We start from the raw sequence: 15205 nt of genomic DNA on the forward strand, positions 1-15205 counted from the left end.
CGGCCCGTGAGCGCGGCCGTACGGCATCCGGCACCCCGGCGCGACTCAGCCGGGTACGTCCATGCGCTGGGTGCCGATCACCGACAGCAGCCGCAGTGCTTCCTCCGACGGGGAGCCGGGCTCGGCCGTGTAGATCACGACTCGCTGGTCCCGGTCGGTGATGTCGAGGACGTCACAGTTCACGGTGATGGGGCCGATCAGGGGGTGGTTGACCGTCTTGCGCAGGGTGGGTTCGGCGCCTACGTCGTGGGCGGCCCACAGCCGGGCGAACTCCGCGCTGCCGGAGAGAAGGTCGCCCACCAGCGCGGCCACCTCGGGATCGTCGGGGTAGCGGGCGGCAGCCGCCCGCAGCTGCCGGGCCACGGCTCGGGCGAACGCCTCCTCGTCGGACAGGCTGTACAGCAGCCGGGCTTGCGAACGCGGCGTGAGAAAGGCACGGCGCACGAGGTTGCGCTCGTGCCGGGACAGAGCGGAGAAGTCCTCCAGGAGGGCGGCCGCCAGGTCGTTCCAGGCGATCACCTCGTAGGTCGCGGACAGCACGATCGCCGCGGCCTGTGGCAGCCGCAGCAGCAGGTCGAGGATGCTCTGCCGCACTTCGCGCGAGGGCCCGGCCGGCGGGCCGGGCGGCACGCCGGCGAGATGGTGCAGATGGTCGCGTTCGCCGTCCGCCAGGCGCAGGGCCCGGGCCAGAGCGGCCAGCACCTCGCGCGACGGGCGGGGACCGCGCGCCTGCTCCAGCCGCGTGTAGTACTCGGTCGAGATGAACGCCAGTTGCGCCACCTCCTCGCGGCGCAGCCCAGGGGTGCGGCGGCGCGGCCCTGCGGGCAGCCCCACATCGGCAGGGGTGATGCGCTCCCGCCTGCTGCGCAGAAAGCCGGCCAGCTCGTGTCTGTCCACGCTCCCAGTGTGGGCGTGTGCGCGGGGACGATCCAGGCACCGGCAGTACCTGGTTCGACTCCGCGAACGGACACATGCTCACTGCCATGGACAACACACATTCCGCCGACGCCTCCACCGTCCCCGGCCTCCTGGCCGGCAAGGTCGCTTTCGTCACCGGTGCCGGACGCGGTATCGGCGCCGCCGCCGCACGGCTCTTCGCCCGGGAGGGCGCCCGGGTGCTGCTCACGGCCCGGACGGAAGCCGAGTTGAAAGCGGTGACCGAGGAGATCCGGTCGTCCGGCGGCACCGCGGACTACGCGCTGTGCGACCTGGCCGACGGGGCAGGAGTCCGAGCCGCCGTCGACCGCGCGGTAGCCCTGTACGGCCGGCTCGACGTCGCCTTCAACAACGGTGCCACCACCATGCCGCCCGGCCCGATGGAGCAGGTGTCCGAGGCCGACTTCGACCATGTCTACGCCGTGAACCTCAAGGGCCCCTGGGCGGCCATGGTCGCCGAGGTCGCCGCCATCCGGGCCACCGCGGGCACGGGGGCCATCGTCAACAACACCTCCGTGGGCAGTCTGATGGGCAACCCCGCGCTCCCGGCCTACGGTGCGCTGAAGAGGGCCGTCAACAGTCTCACCGAGTCGGCGGCCGTCGCCTACGGCCCCGAAGGCATCCGCGTCAACGCCGTCGCTCCCGGCACCACGCTCACCGCCATGATGCGCGCCTGGGACGAGCGGTCACCCGGGACCGTCGACCGGCTCAACGCACATACGCCCCTGCGCCGCGCGGCCGACCCCGACGAGATCGCCCAGGCCGCCGCCTGGCTCCTCAGCGACCGCGCCTCCTATGTGACGGGGACGGTCCTGCCGGTCGACGGCGGTATGCAGGCGGTGTGAGCCGGGAACGCCCGTTGCCCGGACGCACCAGTCGCGGACTCGGCGACCGGCGGTGACACCGTGCGTCCGGCGCCCGCCGGGATCCCGCCCCCCGCCTCCGATGACGTGGCCGCCGCCGGGGCCGAACGGCGGTCGGCGACCCCGTCGACGGTGTACTGGAGGTGGCCGGCCCCGACACGTACCAGCTGGACCGGCTCATCCGTAACGGCCTCGCTGCCGGGAACGATCCGCGCACGGTCGTCAGGGACCCGCACGCCCGTACTCCGGTGTCGAACCGCGGGCGACGACGCTCCTGCCCGGCCCCGAGGCCCGCAGCGCCGGGAACCGTTTCGCCCGCTGACTCGCGCGGCAGGGCTGAGCCCACCCGGGGGCCCTGCCGCAGTGCCCCCGAACCGCGGTCGAGTCGGATTGCCGGCGGCTGCCGTCCGCCGACGGGTCCCAGGGAGCCGGGTAGGCCTAGCATGAGGCGATGACCTTGAAGAGTTTGCAGGTCGACGCCACGTGGGTGCGTCGGTTGGTTGCGTTGGCGGGGCGCGGCTGGGACAGGTCCGAGCTGGAGGACGTCTTCCTGCGGCACGGGTGGGCACGGCTCGGGGCGGGCGGGCGCCCCGAGATCGCATGGGGTGGTGGGGCGGCTTCTCCTCACGACATCGATGGTGGCGGGGAGGGCGGGATCGGGTGGCGGCTGGAACTCGGAGACCCGCCGGGGAAGGGAGCCGAGGATGCCTACGTCCGGCTGTCGTGCGCGTTGTTCTGGCCGGCGTTCGGTGAGGAGCCCCAAGACGCCGAGCACACCGAGGACGAAGAGGACGACCTCGACGGCGACTACGGTCCGGCGTGGATCCGTCGGCCCGGGGCGACACGTGCCGACTTCCATGCCGAGTACGACCGTCTGGGAGCGCTGATCCGCGCGGAACTCGGTGAACCGGACAGGACGACATCCGCCGACATGGATGAGTACGGGGAGATCTGGAACCGTGATACCGGAGAGGTGGTCCTCCAGCGCACCGACGACATCAACTCCTACTCCCACTACGACGTGATCGCCCTGAGGGTCGGTATCGTCCAGCACCCTCGCTGAGCGTTGCCGCACCGGGTGACGGGCGACTTCGTCCTTCGTCGTCCGTCACCCGGTGCGGGCCGCCCGGCCGTCAAAGGGTGCCGTCCCCGGGCACCGCGGTGATGCCCGCCTCGCGAAGGACCTCCTCCGTGTCGGCGCCCGTCTTCGGCGCGGGCCGGGGCGGGGCCGCCGGTGTGGCGCTGAAGCGGGGCGCGGGGGCGGGCTGGGTGGTGCCACCGGGCAGGGAGGTGTAGGTCCCGCGGGCCAGGTTGTGGGGGTGTCCGGGGGCCTCGGTGAGGGAGAGAACCGGGGTGACGCAGGCGTTGTGGCCGTCGAAGGCCGCCGTCCACGCGTCCCGGGTGCGCTCGGCGAAGACCGCTTCGAGCCGCTCGGCCATGGCCGGCCAGGCGGCCCGGTCCTCCTGGGCGGCGAAGAGGGGATCCCGCGCGAGTCCGAGGACCGTGAGCATATGGGCGTAGAACTGCGGCTCGACGCAGCCGACGGCCATGTGGCGGCCGTCGGCACAGCGGTAGGCGCGGTAGTAGGGTGCCGCGCCGTCGATGGTGTTGGAGCCGCGCCGGTCGGTCCAGGTGCCCGTGGCCATCATGTTGAGGGCGGTGGCCAGGAGGGGGGCGCTGCCGTCGGTCATCGCCGCGTCCACGACCTGCCCCTGGCCGGTGGCTTGTGCGTGGAGGAGGGCGCTGGTGATGCCGAGGGCCAGGAGCATGCCGCCGCCCCCGAAGTCGCCCACCATGTTCAGCGGGACGACGGGATCGCCGTCCGCGGGACCGACCGCGGCGAGGGCTCCGCTGAGGCCGATGTAGTTGATGTCATGGCCTGCTTCACGGGCGTACGGCCCCTCCTGGCCCCAGCCCGTCATCCGTCCGTACACCAGCCGGGGGTTGCGGGCGAGGCAGGTGTCGGGTCCGATGCCGAGGCGTTCGGCGACGCCGGGACGGAAGCCCTCGAAGGCCGCGTCGGCGCCTTCGACGAGCCGTAGCGCGGTCTCCACTCCGTCCGGGGTCTTGAGGTCCACGGCGACCGACCGGCGGTTCCGGAGGAGGACGGGCCGGGACGGGGCCCGGCCGGCGTCCGCGGGCCGCTCCAGCCGGATCACCTCGGCACCGAGGTCGGACAGGACCATGCCGCAGAACGGGCCGGGGCCGATACCGCCGAACTCGATGATCTTCAAATGGGCCAGGGGTCCGGGCATGGGCACAGCTCCTCGCTCATTGCCCATTCAGCTCATTGCTGGCTAATTCAGCTTTACCGAAACCTCCGAACCCAACCCTGTCAAGAGTGTATGTACCATCAGCTGATGCTGGACAGTCAAGCTAATTCGAATTAACTTACCGAGGGTCGAGGCCATGCCCCGAGCCAGGTACGCCCGTCCCTGGCCGGGTCGGCACAGCCAGGGGCGTCCGGACCACCGGGCGGCCTTCCATCGGCCCCCAAGCACCGCCCACGAGGGCTTTCACTCAGCCGGGAGCTGGGACGTGACACAAACCGATCCATCCATGTTCAGGGCCCGTGTGCGGGACTTCCTCCACCGGGAGGTTCCCGTTCTGCTCGACGGGATCTCCGACACCCTCACCCGCGCCACGGCGTATCGCTCGGCGTTGTCCGGCGCCGGACTGGCCGGGCTCACCATCCCCCGCGCCTACGGCGGCCAGGGGCTGTCCGAGGTCCATGAGCAGGTGTTCAACGAGGAGGCGGCGGTTACCGCCCCGGCCGAGGACAAGCTGTTCGGCCTCGGCGTCGGCATCCTCCTTCCCTCGCTCGTCGATCTCGGCGCCGAGCGGCTGGGCGCAGAGTTCGGGCCGGGCATCCTCTCCGGCGAGCTGCTGTCCTGTCAGATGTTCTCCGAGCCGGAGGCCGGTTCCGATCTCTTCGGTCTGCGGACCCGCGCGGTCCCCGACGGGGAGGGCGGCTGAACCGTGACGGGCCAGAAGGTGTGGACCTCCTACGCCCAGTACGCCCGGATCGGACTGCTGGTCGCCCGCACCGATCCGGATGTGCCCAAGTACGACGGGCTGAGCGCCTTCGTCGTCGACATGGACTCCCCGGGTGTCGAGGTCCGGCCGCTGCGTCAGATGACCGGGGACTGCGAGTTCAACGAGGTCTTCTTCGACGCCGTCCGTGTCCCGGGCGACCGGATGGTCGGCGGGCCCGGCGACGGCCGGAAGGTCGTCATGGCGATGCTCGGCCACGAGCGGGCGAGCATCACCCGCACCGGCCACGGCGCCATGCGCCGTCCGCTGCCGGTGGCCGAACTGACCGCCTGGGCGCGCCGCTCCGGACGGGCCGGTGATCCCGAGGTCCGGCACGAACTCCTCGACGCGTGGCTCGGAGAACGTACGGCCGCCCTGGTCAACGAGCGCATCGCCGAGATCACCGGCGCCGGCGGCTCCCCGGGAGCCGCCGCCTCGGTGGCGAAGCTGCACCGCACGGCGAACGCGCTGCGCAACGCCCGGCTCGCCGCCTCTCTCGCCTTCTCCGGAGGTGCCGCCTGGCAGGACGGCGACGACGCCACCGACGCCCTCGCCTTCCAGATCCTCGACGCGCCCGGGATAGCCTTCGGCGGCGGTACGGACGAGATCCAGCGCAACACCATCGGCGAACAGCTCCTCGGTCTGCCCCGAGAACCGTCGGTCGAACGCGGAATCCCGTTCAGCCGGCTGCCCACCGCCTCACAGGAGAAGCCGTGACCACCACCGCACTCAGCGCACTTCCCGAGGAGCGCGCCGAACTCGCCTCCACCGTACGCAGACTCATGGCCCGCAGACACGACGAGGCCCGGGTCCGGTACTGGATGGAGGTGCCCGACGCCTTCGACCGCGAACTGTGGGCCGAGCTGGCCGGCGGTATCGGAGCGACCGCCCTCACCATCAGTGAGAAGCACGGCGGAGCCGGATTCTCGTACGCCGATCTGCTCCCGCTGTCCGAGGAGGCCGGCCGGGCTCTGTACGGCGGTCCCCTGCTGTCCACCCTGATCGGCACCGCCGCTCTGGACGCCACCGGTGACGACGAGGTCCGGTCCCGCTATCTCCCGGACATCGCGGCGGGCACCACCACCGCGACGCTCGCCCTCCTCGAATCCGGGGACGGGGTCCCCGCCGGATGGAACCCGGACGACATCCGCACCCTGGCCGAGCGCACGCCCGGTGGCTGGACGCTCAAGGGCGCCAAGACGGCGGTCCTCGACGGCTGTACGGCCGACCTGCTGCTCGTCCCGGCCCGTACGGGCGACGGCGTCCGGCTGTTCGCGGTGACGGCCTCGTCCCCGGGGGTGGAACGGGCGCCGCTCAAGACGCTGGACCTCACCCGCAAGCAGGCACGGGTCACCTTCACCCGGACGCCCGCGACCCCCGTCGGCGACTGGTCGGCGGTCGGCCGCGCACTGGAGTACGCGGCGCTGGTGTTCGCGGCCGAGTGTCTCGGCACGGCCCGTCGCGCGCTGGACGAAGCCGTTGCCTACGCCCGGGTCCGCCACCAGTTCAGCCGCCCCATCGGCAGCTTCCAGGCGGTCAAACACCGGCTCGCCGACATGCTGGTCGTCGCCGAGTCCGCCGTCGTCCTCCAGGAGGCGGGCCGGGCGCTGGAGCGCACCGGCGCGCCGGTGGCCCTGGACACCGAGCACGCCCTCGTCGCCTGCGCCGCGGCGCTCGACGTCTGTGCGGCGGGCAACCAGTTCGTCCACGGCGGTATCGCCTTCACCTGGGAACACCCCGCCCATCTCTCCTACCGCCGGGCCCGGAGCGCGCAGAGCCTCCTCGGCCCGATCCCCGGCCACCGCGCGCGGCTGGCGCGACTCGCGGGACTGCCCGAAGGAAGTGCCTCATGACCGCCGCCCCGCTCAGCATCGACTTCGTCTTCACCGGCGGCACCGACCGGGCAGCCTCCGCGGCGGCCCTGGCGGAGGAACGCGGGGTCGACGGCTTCCTGACCCACGAGATCAAGCACGATCCGCTGATCCAGCTCGCGCTGGCCGCCCAGTCCACCGGCCGGATCGACCTGGCGACGGCGGTCACCATCGCGTTCGCGCGTACACCGATGACCCTGGCGACGAGCGCGTACGACGTACAGCGGCTCTCCGGGGGACGGCTGACGATCGGTCTGGGTTCCCAGATCAAACCGCACATCACCCGCCGCTACGGCATGGAGTGGTCACGCCCCGCGGCCCGGATGCGGGAGTTCGCCGGCGCCCTGCGGGCGATCTGGCACAGCTGGGAAACCGGCGACAAGCTCGACTTCCGGGGCGACTTCTACACCCACACCCTGATGACCCCCACCTTCGATCCCGGTCCCGTGGCCTCGGGGCCGCCCCGGATCTGGATCGCGGGTGTGGGACCGATGATGACCGCCGTCGCCGGACAGGCGGCCGACGGACTGATCTGCCACGCGTTCACCACGACCGACTATCTGCGCCAGGTCACCCTGCCCGCGCTCGGCGCGGCACGGGCGAAGGCGGAGGCGGACGGCGAGCGACGGGCCGGGCTGCCGCTGGACGTGGTGTGCACCTCACTGGTGGCGACCGGCAGGACCGAGGAGGAGTACGAGGCGTCGCTCACCACGGTGCGTGAGCGGATCGCGTTCTACGCCTCCACGCCCGCCTACCGCGCGGTCCTCGATCTCCACGGCTGGGGCGAACTCCACGAGAGCCTGCACCGGCTCTCCACCGAGGGCCGCTGGCAGGAGATGGGGCTGCTCATCGAGGACGATGTGCTCAACACCTTCGCCGTCACCGGGGAACCCGCCGTCGCCGGGCGCGAACTGCGCAAGCGCTTCGACGGGCTGTGCACCCGTGTCACCTGCTCCGTCGACAACGACCCCGACGGCACCCTCGCCCTCGATGTGCTGGAGGCGGCCCGTTCCCTGACCCCGGCCTGACGGCCCGGCGCACACGCCCTGGGCGGGGAACCGGTCCGCCGGTTCCCCGCCCAGGGCGTCGTACAGACTCCCCGAGGTGAAGTGAAGCACCCCACACTGTTGGCACAACCCCTGAAGTAAATCGAAATTTGCACTTGATGTCGCCCAGGACACGGACTCAGGTAAGCCCGGATTCACCTTCCCATCGGGCATACCCCGGCTTCAGATGCGCCTGCCGGATACCGATCAGGCCGGGAGGGCCCCGCGTCAAGACCCTCGATGTGTAGCCGGACTCCCCAACGCCTCACGAGATCGGCACCCCTGTGACAGAGCCGGAAGACGGGCCCGGCGGGTGGTCCGTCGGCCGCGCGGCCGCAGGAGCAGGATCGCCGCCGTCGCCGGGACGCTGTTCCACCGTCAAGGAGCGCTACTCCGCCCGAGAGGACGGCCGACAGCGCACGGACGGCGAGCAGGCCGGTGTCCGCCCACTGTACGAGCCGGGGCTCTGGCGGGAGCGGGGGCGGGGGCGTCGGCCACCCGCCGCAAGTCCGCCGACAGGATCGTCCCGGCCCGTTCGAGTACCGCGGCGAGACGGCCGGACGGCCGGGGACGCCGGACGAGGGGCCGGGAACACCGGACGAGGGGTGCGGAGAGGGCACCCCGTGAGGCTCAGTCGGGGAGTTCGACGGGCTCGATGCCGAGCACGTCCAGCGCGAGGCCGACCACGGTCCCCGCCGGCACGAAGGGCCCCCGGTCCGTGATCTGGTAGACCAGCCTGACCAGGGTCAGCGCGGAATGGACCGTCACCCGTGCCTCCCCCTCCTTCAGTTCGGGCCTGGCGGCCATCAGCAGGGCGACCCACTCGGCGACGTACTCGATCTGCGCCTTGTGGAACCACCGCTGCTCTTCGGGAGGGAGGTTGTTCTCGTCACCGACGCCGAACCCGCCCGGTCCCTTGCGGGCACCGACCACCTCGACGAACGAGCCGAGCAGACGCACCAGCGCCTCGTGCGACGAGGCACTCCGGGCCAGGGCACGGGAGAGCGCGAAGAACATCGCCTCGGTCTCCCGCCTCACCGTCGCCGCCAGCAGATCGGCCTTGCCCACGAAGTGCTTGTACACACTGGGACCGGCGATACCGGCCGCGGCGCCGATCTCCTCCATGCTGACGGCCTGGAAACCGCGTTCCCGGAAGAGCCGCCCCCCTGCGGACAGCAGCGCCTCCCGCCGGGACGCGGGCCTGAGGTCCGAGGTCCACGGGGCCGGGGAGGGACCGCCGCCGGTGGCCGAGGGGAGGACCCGTGTCCGGCAGACCGCCGACGCCTGCGCGTAGAGCAGGGCCTCGTAACGCGGGCGGGACAGCCGGGTGTGGTGGTACGAAGGGCTGAGGAGAACGGCCGTCAGGGAGACGGCGACGACGGAGGCGTCGGCGCCGCCGAGGTCCGCACGCGACGCACGGACGGCTTGGGTGACGGCCTCCTCCAGATGGCTCAGCCCTTGGTGCAGTGTGCCGGCCTGCTCGTCGGAGAGGGCGGGCGACTCACGGTCCCACAGCAGGGCGTAGCCGCCGTGGTCGAGGGAGAACGCCGTGAGGGTCCTGATGACCGCGTCCAGATCCCCGGCTTCGTCGATCGCCGCGGTGAGCAGCTCCAGTCCGCCGAGCAGTGCCTCTCCGAGCATCTCCCGCTTGCTCCGGAAGTGGCGGTACAGCGCCCCGGCGGTGATGCCCACGGCGCCCGCGATGTCCTCCATGCTCGTCGCGTGGTAGCCGGACCGGTGGAAGCTCTCGACCGCCGCCGCCAGGATCTGCGCCCTGCGGTCGCGTGGACGGTGGGCCGGGCGGGCCGTCTTGGTGGTCATCCTCGTCATCCTACGGATCCGGTGGTGCCGCCGATCGGCCCCGCGCGCCGCCGTGGTCGCGGCGTGGCCGCCACGGCCCGTGGAGGCTAGCGCACCCAGCGCCCAACCAACAGTGGATGTGAATCTAAACTCGCTTACATCAAGCCATCAACCCCTTACTCACAGCACACTTCAAGCAAAAGTGAACTCGAAATAGCTTTCTCTCGGGAGATTCAGTGAGTGGCGACGTCTACGTTGCCGGGGTCGGGATGATCCCGTTCATGAAGCCCGGCGCGAGTGACACCTACGACGTGATGGGCGAACGCGCGGTCCGGGCCGCGCTGGAGGACGCGGGCATCGGCCTCGGCCTCGTACAGCAGGCGTACGCGGGGTATGTGTACGGCGACTCCACCAGCGGGCAGGCCGCCCCGTACCGCGTGGGCCGGACCGGGATCCCGGTCGTCAACGTGAACAACAACTGCGCGAGCGGATCCTCGGCACTGTGGCTGGCGCGCCAGGCCGTCGCCGGCGGCACCGCCGACTGCGTACTGGCACTGGGTTTTGAACAGATGCAGCCGGGTGCGATCGGCAAGGACACGCTCCCCGACCGCCCGGCGGCTCTCGCCCGGGGCATCGCGTCGGTGACCGCGCTCCAGGGATGGCACGACACCGCGCCGATGCCCGCCCAGTTCTTCGCGGGCGCGGCCGAGGAGTACGCCTCGCGGTACGGCCTCGACACCGGGGTCCTGGCGAAGATCGCGGTCAAGTCGCGGCGGCACGCGTCGCACAACCCCCTCGCGGTCTTCCGTACGCCCCTGACCGAGGCCGAGGTCCTGGCCTCGCCCCAGGTGTACGGGCTGTTGACCCGGCTGATGTCCTGCCCGCCGACCTGCGGAGCCGCGGCGGCGATCGTGGTGAGCGAGGACTTCGCCCGCCGTCACCGGCTGCGCGCCGACGTCCGGATCGCCGCGCAGGAACCGACGACCGACGTCCCCGGAGCGTTCGAGTCCGGCGACCGGATGAACCTGGTCGGCTACGACATGACCCGGGTCGCGGCACAAAGGACGTACGAGAGCGCCGGAGTCGACCCCGCCGACATCCGCGTCGTCGAACTGCACGACTGCTTCACGATCAATGAACTGATCTCCTACGAGTCCCTGGGGCTGACCCCGGAGGGGACCGGGGAGAAGTTCGTCCACGACGCCGACAACACCCACGGCGGCCGGGTGGTGGTGAACCCCTCCGGCGGGCTGATGTCCAAGGGGCATCCGCTGGGCGCGACCGGACTGGCCCAGTGCACCGAGCTGGTACGGCAGTTGCGCGGCGAGGCCGGCCCCCGCCAGGTCGAGGGAGATGTCGGCCTCGCGCTGTCGCACACCGTGGGACTCGGCGGCGCGTGTGTGGTCACGCTCTACGAGAAGGCGGGCCGCGCGTGAACGCCGCCACGCGCACCGGGGCCACCGGCACCGGGCCGTCAGGCGAGCCGCCTCACACAACGACGAAGGAAGGACCTCCGATGAACGCCGGTGCCGGCTCGAAGCCTGTGGTGAGGGATCCCTGGGAGCTGCCTGATGTGTCCGGCCTGGTGGTCGGGGTGCTGGGTGGTACGGGTGATCAGGGGCGTGGGCTGGCGTATCGGCTGGCGCGGGCGGGGCAGAAGGTGATCATCGGGTCGCGGGCTGCGGAGCGGGCGCGGGCGGCGGCCGATGAGCTGGGGCTGGGGGTGGAGGGTGCGGACAACGCGGAGTGCGCGCGGCGTGCTGATGTGGTGATCGTGGCGGTGCCGTGGGAGGGGCACGCGCGGACGCTGGAGGCGCTGCGGGAGGACCTGGCGGGCAAGCTGGTGGTGGACTGCGTCAATCCGCTGGGTTTCGACAGACAGGGTGCGTTCGCGCTGGTGCCGGAGGAGGGTTCGGCGGCGCAGCAGGCGGCCGCTCTGCTGCCCGCCTCGCGGGTGACGGCGGCGTTCCACCATCTGTCGGCGGTCCTGCTCCAGGACGCGTCCGTGGAGGAGATCGACACCGATGTGATGGTCCTCGGTGAGACCCGCGCCGACACCGACACCGTCCAGGCCCTCGCCGCCCGGATCCCCGGGATGCGCGGCGTCTTCGCGGGACGGCTGCGCAACGCCCACCAGGTCGAGTCCCTGGTGGCCAACCTGATCTCGGTGAACCGCCGCTACAAAGCCCACGCGGGCCTGCGCGTCACCGACGTATAGACCCCGACGGGGCATGGGCGGGGCGGAGGACGGAACCGGGCAGCCCGCGGCTTCCCGCCCCCGCGGCCCAACCCCGTGGCTTCCCAACCCCGCGGCCCGGCGCCTCCGTCCGGCCGCTCGCACCGGCGCCTTCGCCATGTACTTTCCAGAGCAAGGAGTCATCCTGTGAACGATGTTCTCGTCGAGAAGAACGCTCCCGGCGTCGCGGAGATCATTCTCAACAGACCCTCACGGCGGAACGCGCTGACCTTCGAGATGCTGGCGGAGTTCCGTGACCGGCTGAGTGACGTCCTGGCGGACGACGAGGTCACCACGATCCTGCTCCGCGGCGCGGGCGGCTGCTTCTGTTCCGGCCTCGATCTCGGCGCGATCGATCCGAACCAGGTCGTCGTGTACCCACCGCTGCGGGCGGTCCACGAACTCCTGGCGGGCTGCGACAAAGCCGTCGTCGTGGCCCTGGAACTCGCCGCCGTCAACGCCGGAGCCGCCTTCGCGCTGTCGGGCGATCTGATCGTGGCCGGGGACGGGGCGTTCCTCCAGACCTTCGAGCTGTCCATGGGCTTCCGGGTACCGATGAACCTCGCCTGGCTCACCTCGCGGTACGGAAGTGCGACCGCCCTCCAGATCGTCCTGGAGGGGCGGCGTTGGCACGGTCCCGACCTGTACCGCCTCGGCATCGCCGTACAGCACGTCCCCGACGAGGAGGTGCTGACGAGCGCGTGGAAGCTGGCGGCCCGGCTCGGCGCGTTCCCGAAGGGCTCCATCGAGGAGACCAAGGCCACGGCACGGGCGCTCCGGGGACCGCTGGCCGCGCCGGCCGTCTTCGCGCGGCTCGACTGAGTCCGCAGGCTCGACCGAGTACGTACCCGGGCAGCCCCCCGCCGTCCACGACAGTGAGGCCAGGCGACTCCCTTGACCTAAATGAACACAGGGCTCCTTGTGCTGCTCGCGCTGGCCGCCGGCATCGGCACGGCGGCGGTGGGGCCCGGCGGAGTGCTCGTCACCGCCGACCTGCTCCTGCTCACCGGCCTCACTCCCGAGCAGGTCTCCGGCACCGCGATCGCCACCCAGACCGCCGTCGGGCTCCTCGGCGCCTCGGTCTTCCTGCGCTCCGGACAGCTCCGGGATCCGGACACCGTGCGCGTGGCGTGGGCCCTCGCCGGTGTGTCCCTCGCCGGGACACCGGTGGGGGTCGTGCTCAACGGTCTCGTGTCGGGACGCGGGTTCGCCCTCGGACTCGCTGTCCTCACCGCGACCGCCGGGGTGCTGGTGTGGACACGGGAACGGCGCGCCCCCGAGGCCCCCGGCACACCGGTCCCCCGGCTGCCCGCCACGACCGTGATGACCACCGGCTTCCTGGTCGCGGCCGCCTCCGGGGCGTTCGGGCTCGGCGGCCCCCTGCTGGCCGTACCGCTGCTGATCGCCCTGGGAATGCCCCTGCTCCCGGTACTCGCCGCGGCACAGGTGCAGTCGATCGTGATCGCCGGTGTCGGAAGCCTCGGCTACCTCGCACAGGGCGCGGTCGACCCACTGCTCGCACTCCTCACCGGGATCCCGCAGCTGGCGGGGATCCTGATCGGCTGGAAGCTCGCGCGGATGCTGAGCGGCCGTACCCTCAAGTACACCCTCGCCGCCGTGCTCACCGCGCTGGCTCCCTGTCTGGCCTTTCAGCGCTAGTCGTACGGCTCCGAGCCGGGGCGCGCACGGGTCGCGGCGCGGCCTGGTCGCCTCGCCTCGGGCACCGCCGTCTCAGGAGCCGTGCGTCCGGAGGCCCTGGAGCCAGGTGCCCCGTACGCGGATCTCCCGGATGCGCAGGGGATCGACGGCGCGCGGGTCGGTGTCGAGCCAGACCAGGTCGGCGGGGGCGCCGGGGACGAGGGCCAGCCGGTCGTCGGCGAACGCCTGATAGGCCACCCCGGCGGTCGCCGCCTCCAGGGCCCGGTCGACGGTCAGGCGCTGGTGGGGTGTCCATCCGTGTTCCGGGTGGCCGTCGGGGGTGCGGCGGGTGACCGCGGTCTGGATGCCCTCCAGCGGCAGATGTGAACTGACCGGCCAGTCGCTGCCGAAGGACAGCCGTGTCCCGTGGGCCGCCAGTTCCCCGATCGGATACTGCAGTGCGGAACGGCTCTCCCCGATACGGGGCACGGTCAACTCGCCCTGCAACGCGTCGAGCTGCGCCCACAGGGGCTCGAAGTTGGCGATCACTCCGAGATGGGCGAAGCGGGGCAGGTCGACGGGGTCCGCCAGCTGTACGTGGGTGATCACCGGGCGCCGGTCCCAGGACGGGTTCGCCTCGATCGCCGACTCGATGGCGTCCAGGGAGGCCCTCACACCCGCGTCACCGATGGCGTGGATATGGACCTGGAAGCCGTCGGCGTCGAAGGCGCGGACCGCTTCGGCCAGGGCGGCGGGCTCCCACACCCGCATGCCGCAGCTGTTCGGGGCGTCCTCGTACGGATCGAGGAGCGCCGCCGTCCCCCCTTCGATCACCCCGTCGCTGAAGAACTTGACCGTGCGCGCGGACAGCAGGTCACCGGCCTCGCGCTCGACGCGGCTGCGGGCCCGGGCGAAGGCGGCGCGCTGGGCGCGCCAGTGGTCGGGGTCGGCGCGCTGGGCCAGATTGACCCGGGCCGCGAGGGCGCCGGCCCGTTCCGCGGCCAGATAGGCGTCGATCATCTCCGGTTCCACCCAGGCGTCCTGGAGCCAGGTCAGGCCTGCGCGGGCGCAGATCCCGGTGGCGAGGGCGAGCGCGTCCACGAGTTCGTCGAGAGGCCGCCGCGGGATCCGGTCGAGAACGAGGTCACAGGCGTGCCATTCGCGCAGGGTGCCGAGCGGGGTGCCGTCGGGCCGGCGCGCGATCCAGCCGAGGCGCGGATCGGGGGTGCCGGCGCCGACACCGGCCCGTCGCAGTGCCTCGGTGTTGCACCAGACCGTGTGGTAGTCGTGGGCGCGCAGCACCACGGGGCGGTCGGCGACGGCCCTGTCGAGCCACCGCGCGTCGAAATCCCCGCCCGGGGCGAGCGAGGGGTCGTAGGACGCGCCGACGATCCACTCCTCCTCGGGGTGCCCGGCGGCCCAGCGCCCGACCTCGGCCACGACGGCTTCGACCGAGCGCAGATCCCTGATCTGCGGCCCGAAGTGTTCGAGGCCACCGAAGAGGGGGTGTGCGTGGCCGTCGCCGAAGGCGGGCATCAACAGCCCTTCGCCGAGGTCGATCACCTCCGAGGCGCCGTCCACGAGCCTCTCGGCGTCATGTCCCAGTGCGACGACGACGCCGTCGCGCACGGCGAGGGCGGTGGTGTCGCCATGGGCGGCGTCGGCGGTGCGCACGGTGCCGAGGAAGACCAGGGTGGAGGACACGAGAGGGAAACTCCTTGCTCGGGGATGGTGATGGGTCCGTCGGGCGCGGCAGCGCTCACGGGCTGCCGCGCACCCTGG

14 protein-coding genes are annotated in these 15205 nt (G+C 71.9%); 10 read left to right on the plus strand and 4 right to left on the minus strand.

Annotation, left to right across the window (positions count from 1 at the left end; all coding sequences use genetic code 11):
* Positions 1–45: 45 nt before the first annotated feature.
* The gene (locus ACIBCM_RS07525; RefSeq protein ID WP_399241014.1) at positions 46–897 is read right to left on the minus strand and encodes a helix-turn-helix transcriptional regulator; all 852 of its coding nucleotides are present in this window, start codon (positions 895–897) and stop codon (positions 46–48) included.
* Positions 898–983: 86 nt separating this feature from the next.
* Between ACIBCM_RS07525 and ACIBCM_RS07530 the strand changes: the two genes are divergently transcribed.
* Complete coding sequence (locus ACIBCM_RS07530; protein ID WP_399241015.1) at positions 984–1781, plus strand: SDR family NAD(P)-dependent oxidoreductase; 798 nt, start codon at positions 984–986, stop codon at positions 1779–1781.
* Positions 1782–2250: 469 nt separating this feature from the next.
* The gene (locus ACIBCM_RS07535; RefSeq protein WP_399241016.1) at positions 2251–2862 is read left to right on the plus strand and encodes a hypothetical protein; all 612 of its coding nucleotides are present in this window, start codon (positions 2251–2253) and stop codon (positions 2860–2862) included.
* A 70-nt stretch (positions 2863–2932) separates the two neighbouring features.
* On the opposite strand, the gene ACIBCM_RS07540 is transcribed toward ACIBCM_RS07535, so the two are convergent.
* The gene (locus ACIBCM_RS07540; protein ID WP_399241017.1) at positions 2933–4054 is read right to left on the minus strand and encodes a CaiB/BaiF CoA transferase family protein; all 1122 of its coding nucleotides are present in this window, start codon (positions 4052–4054) and stop codon (positions 2933–2935) included.
* 304 nt (positions 4055–4358) lie between these two features.
* Between ACIBCM_RS07540 and ACIBCM_RS07545 the strand changes: the two genes are divergently transcribed.
* Genes ACIBCM_RS07545 through ACIBCM_RS07560 form a run of 4 tightly spaced genes read left to right on the plus strand, consistent with a single transcriptional unit; the run spans position 4359 to position 7731 of the window.
* Positions 4359–4775 (plus strand): acyl-CoA dehydrogenase family protein, encoded by a 417-nt coding sequence (locus ACIBCM_RS07545; RefSeq protein WP_399241018.1) that lies wholly within the window; start codon positions 4359–4361, stop codon positions 4773–4775.
* Positions 4776–4778: 3 nt separating this feature from the next.
* Positions 4779–5549 (plus strand): acyl-CoA dehydrogenase family protein, encoded by a 771-nt coding sequence (locus ACIBCM_RS07550; RefSeq protein ID WP_399241019.1) that lies wholly within the window; start codon positions 4779–4781, stop codon positions 5547–5549.
* Positions 5546–6685: an acyl-CoA dehydrogenase family protein gene (locus ACIBCM_RS07555; RefSeq protein WP_399241020.1), complete on the plus strand. Its 1140-nt coding sequence runs from the start codon at positions 5546–5548 to the stop codon at positions 6683–6685. The genes ACIBCM_RS07550 and ACIBCM_RS07555 overlap by 4 nt, the downstream gene beginning before the upstream one ends.
* On the plus strand, positions 6682–7731 hold the full coding sequence (locus tag ACIBCM_RS07560; RefSeq protein WP_399241021.1) for a TIGR03617 family F420-dependent LLM class oxidoreductase: 1050 nt from the start codon (positions 6682–6684) through the stop codon (positions 7729–7731). The genes ACIBCM_RS07555 and ACIBCM_RS07560 overlap by 4 nt, the downstream gene beginning before the upstream one ends.
* Before the next feature lie 648 nt (positions 7732–8379).
* Here the strand turns inward: ACIBCM_RS07560 and ACIBCM_RS07565 are convergent.
* A complete protein-coding gene (locus ACIBCM_RS07565; RefSeq protein ID WP_399241022.1) occupies positions 8380–9570 on the minus strand; it encodes a TetR/AcrR family transcriptional regulator in 1191 nt (396 codons plus the stop codon).
* A gap of 215 nt (positions 9571–9785) precedes the next feature.
* Here ACIBCM_RS07565 and ACIBCM_RS07570 point away from each other — a divergent pair, with 215 nt between their 5' ends.
* The 4 genes from ACIBCM_RS07570 to ACIBCM_RS07585 all read left to right on the plus strand — a co-directional run bounded on the left by ACIBCM_RS07570 (position 9786) and on the right by ACIBCM_RS07585 (position 13444).
* A complete protein-coding gene (locus tag ACIBCM_RS07570; RefSeq protein WP_399241023.1) occupies positions 9786–10985 on the plus strand; it encodes a lipid-transfer protein in 1200 nt (399 codons plus the stop codon).
* 80 nt (positions 10986–11065) lie between these two features.
* Positions 11066–11767 carry an NADPH-dependent F420 reductase gene (gene npdG / locus ACIBCM_RS07575; RefSeq protein WP_399241024.1) on the plus strand — a complete coding sequence of 234 codons (702 nt, stop codon included), beginning with the start codon at positions 11066–11068 and terminating at the stop codon, positions 11765–11767.
* A gap of 165 nt (positions 11768–11932) precedes the next feature.
* A complete protein-coding gene (locus tag ACIBCM_RS07580; RefSeq protein ID WP_399241025.1) occupies positions 11933–12607 on the plus strand; it encodes an enoyl-CoA hydratase/isomerase family protein in 675 nt (224 codons plus the stop codon).
* 81 nt (positions 12608–12688) lie between these two features.
* Entirely contained in the window at positions 12689–13444 is a 756-nt protein-coding gene (locus ACIBCM_RS07585; RefSeq protein WP_399241026.1) for a sulfite exporter TauE/SafE family protein, read from the plus strand.
* A 72-nt stretch (positions 13445–13516) separates the two neighbouring features.
* Here the strand turns inward: ACIBCM_RS07585 and ACIBCM_RS07590 are convergent, their stop codons facing one another.
* Entirely contained in the window at positions 13517–15127 is a 1611-nt protein-coding gene (locus tag ACIBCM_RS07590; RefSeq protein ID WP_399241027.1) for an amidohydrolase, read from the minus strand.
* Between the last annotated feature and the right edge of the window lie 78 nt (positions 15128–15205).

Source organism: Streptomyces sp. NPDC051018 (assembly GCF_044456085.1).
Taxonomy (GTDB): domain Bacteria; phylum Actinomycetota; class Actinomycetes; order Streptomycetales; family Streptomycetaceae; genus Streptomyces.